Origin of the sequence: Bacillus sp. AP50 (assembly GCF_040492675.1) — a bacterium.
Classification (GTDB): domain Bacteria; phylum Bacillota; class Bacilli; order Bacillales; family Bacillaceae_G; genus Bacillus_A; species Bacillus_A cereus.
In genome coordinates this window covers 1-3,790 of sequence record NZ_JBEUTW010000011.1, presented here as the reverse complement: position 1 = coordinate 3,790, position 3,790 = coordinate 1, and the positions used below count along the sequence as shown (strand labels likewise).

The following is a 3,790-nucleotide window of genomic DNA, read 5'->3' as shown; positions in this document are numbered from 1 at the left end:
TCCGTTATATGTTATTTTTCCATTTAACTCTTCACCTGCATGAAGCTGAATCGCCAAGTCATAGTTTGTCTGTTCGTAGGCTTCCATTCCTGTTACAGTAAATCCAATCCCCCCCGTAGCATGTTCTACTTGCTCCGAAGAGTTTACTGGATAATTTTCAAAAGCCATAATATGGTCAAATAACATACCTGATACTTCCCCATTGCTTTGAATATCCGCAAGTGATAAATAATCATATTTTCCAGCAAGCAGGGATTGCTCTTGAACTTTTTTAATTAATCCCACCAGCGTTTCTTCTTCAGTAGCTGAAACCCTAACAGGAATAGTATTAATAAACAATCCGACAATCTTTTCGACCCCATAAATTTCTGAAGGCCTTCCCGAAACAACAGAGCCGAAAACTACGTCTCTGGTATCATTTAATTTTTGCAGGAGAATCCCCCAGAATGTTTGAATAAGTGTATTCATCGTAACCTGATTCATATTGGCCAACTGCTGTAACTGCCCCGTAAGAGATTCTCCCAGTCCAAAATGCAACTCTTCTCTAACATTTTCTGAAGAGTTAGATAGCTTATGATAAGGAATTCTCGATATCTCTTTATATTCGTGAAGATAGTTCTTCCAGAAAGATCTCGCCTCTTCTTCATTTTGTTCATCAAGCCACCTAATAAAGGAGCTGTACGGGATTGTTTTTTCAACTTTTACTGGGAGATTATTAAGATACATATAATAGAAATTGAATAAATCACTTAAAACAACATCCATACACCAGCCGTCCATCAGAATATGATGGCTGCTTATCAGTAGTAGATTTGTACTTTCTCCCGTTTTAAAAAGAGAAAACCGAATAAGCAGATCCCGGGAGAGGTCAAAACCTCTCTCCCGGTCTTTCTTTTTATATTCCTTTAGGTAAGCCGAACGTTGTGCCTCAGGCATATTTGAAATATCCTCAGTATAAACTGATGCTTCTCTGTTCTTTAATACAATCTGCATCGGACGCTTTATTTTTTCATATAAAAATATAGTTCTTAAAACATCATACTTTTCTATGAGAGCATTAACACTAGCTATTAGACAATCTATGTTCACAGAACCTTCTATATCAAAGGACAGTTGTTCAAAATACACTTGATTTTTCTGATCTTTAATTGTGTGAAATAACATTCCTTGCTGCATGGGGGATAACCGATAAATATCCTTGACGTTTTTTCTGTCAAACATCTACTTCACTCCTAATTTATTTATCTAGGCTATTTTTTTGATTCGAAAACTTCAAAAATATTGTCCAACTCGTCTAGAGTCATATCATTCTCACTGAAATCACTTGGAGTAAGCTCGATTTCATCTTTTTCGCTACAAAACTTCATCAGAGCGACTAGATTTTGACGATAAAGGCTTCCTAGCATCTTAATAGTTCTCTTACTAAATACCTTTGGATTGTAGCTGATATTAATCTGTAAAACTCCTCCTACCACCATTCCATTCCATTCAAGTAAATGCTCCTGATGGTTCTTTCCGCTAATTTGTCGGCCCATCGGCATGCTAGAGTAGAGTTGAACATCGTCTTCTTCAAAAGCTCCAAGGTAGTTAAAACTAATTTCAGGCTCTATCGTCTTTCCTATAGCTACACTTGAATTTAAATACTTGAAAACTCCATACCCAGCTCCCTTTTTTGGTACCTTTCGGAGGGTCTCTTTAACAGTCTTAATAACAGATGCCATATTGCCTGAATCCAGTTCAAAGATGACGGGGAATATGCTTGTAAACCATCCTACCGTTCTGCTTAGATCCATTCCATCTATCAACTCTTCTCTTCCATGACCTTCCAGACTAACGGCCAGAGTATTTTCTCCTGTCCACTCCTTTATTGTCATTGCGAGAGCAGCTAGAAGAAGATCATTAATTTCTGTCTGAAATACCTTGTGTACCTCAGTTAAAAGCATGATGGTTTCATTTTTGTTTAACAATATCCCTTCTATTTGTAAATCTTCATATAGATGCCTACCTGAATACTGATAGTCTTTAGGCAATGTTGGTATTGTCTTAGACTGAATGTTTCTCCAATAAACAACCTCTTTTTCATTTTTGCGACTCGATACGTATTGTGCAAGTCCATTAGCCCAATCCTGATAAGAAGTTGTTTTTGCCGGAAGAGAATCATCCCCTTTTTCATATAGGCGGTAAAAATCCTCAAGGAGGATCCTCCATGATACTCCGTCTATTATCAGGTGGTGAATGGCGATTAGCAAATGGCTACCTTCTTCTGTGTTGAACACTGCCAGCTTGAAAAGCGAGCCATTAGAAAACTGGATGCTTCCCTGTATTCGATTTGCCTCCTTCTCAATTAAAGAAACAGGATTTTCCATACCCCTAAAATCAAAGTTTTTTACAGTGCACTCAATCCCCTGTGTTCCCCGATTATACTGAGAGGAAGAATCCAAAGAAAAAGCAATCCGCAATGCATCATGATGCTCGCATAGTTTTCTGAAGCAGTTCTCTATTAATTCAGGCTTCCATCCTTCTTTCCTAAACAACATCATCGATTGATTAAAGTGCTCTGGCCTTTCAAATTCCTGTTCTAAAAACCAATGCTGTATAGGAGTAAGAGGAATTGTTCCCTCAATTGCACTCTGTTTGGCTTCTGTCTGGAAAGACTCAATAAATGGACTCAATTCATATATAGTTGGATTTTTAAACATTTCCATCATGTTCAGCTTTAAATTGAGCTCATTTAACCTTGCAGCGATCTGAATGGCTTTAATAGAGTCACCTCCCAGTTCGAAGAAATTATCATGGATTCCTACACGCTCCACCCGTAGAACTCCCTTCCATACATCTGCAAGCAGCTTCTCCATTTCAGAGAGAGGTGCAGTGTACTCCGTTCCTTCGTCCATCGTAAAATCAGGTTCTGGAAGAGATTTCTTATCTATTTTCCCATTAGGTGTAAGCGGTAGAGAATTCAGCCTTATAAAGTATGAAGGGATCATATATTCAGGCAGCTCTTTCTGCAGGTGCTGGCGCATCTCTGTAACCATCCAGTCTCTCTCAGAAACGATATAGGCACATAAATTACGATCCTTGAGAACAACGACTGCTTCTTTGACAAAAGCATGTTCAGTCAGCTTGGTTTCTATTTCTCCCAATTCAACTCGGTAGCCCCTGATTTTTACTTGCTCATCATTCCGGCCTAAAAACTCTATATTTCCATCGGACAGCCAGCGAACAATATCTCCCGTCCTATAAATCTTTTCATTCACTTGATATGGATTAACAATGAAACGCTCCTTTGTCATATCTCCTCTATTTAAATATCCGCGAGCTACTCCCTCTCCTCCTATAAAGAGTTCTCCTGGAACCCCTATAGGTTGCAGCTGGAGGTCTTTATTAAAGATATAAACACGCTTATTGGCAATTGGTTTTCCAATCACCACTTTATTCAGCTCTGGACTGCATTCGCCAATAGTAGCATCCACTACTGTTTCAGTAGGTCCATATGCATTTAAAAATCTCCTGTTTCTTCCCCATACTTTCACCAGATCTACAGGTAACGCTTCCCCGCTGGTGCTTAACGTATGTAAATCTGGCAGTTCAGCAAACGGAAGTGCTTTTAACATGGATGGGGGAATAAAAGGAATGGAATTTATCGCATTTTCTTCCAACCACTTAACAAACTCTTGCCCAGAAAGAAAAATCTCCTTATCACAGATATAAAGGGTAGCACCAGATAATAGCGTATGAAAAATATCTCCCACAGAAGCATCAAAACTGTAAGAAGCAAACTGAAGGACCC

At 38.8% G+C, this 3,790-nt stretch carries 2 protein-coding genes; both read right to left on the bottom strand.

Annotated elements, in window-relative coordinates; genetic code table 11:
• A partial coding sequence (locus ABWK52_RS01405; RefSeq protein ID WP_353771866.1) for a condensation domain-containing protein occupies positions 1 to 1,221 on the bottom strand: 1,221 nt, incomplete at its 3' end.
• A gap of 29 nt (positions 1,222 to 1,250) precedes the next feature.
• A partial coding sequence (locus tag ABWK52_RS01400; RefSeq protein ID WP_141537380.1) for a condensation domain-containing protein occupies positions 1,251 to 3,790 on the bottom strand: 2,540 nt, incomplete at its 5' end.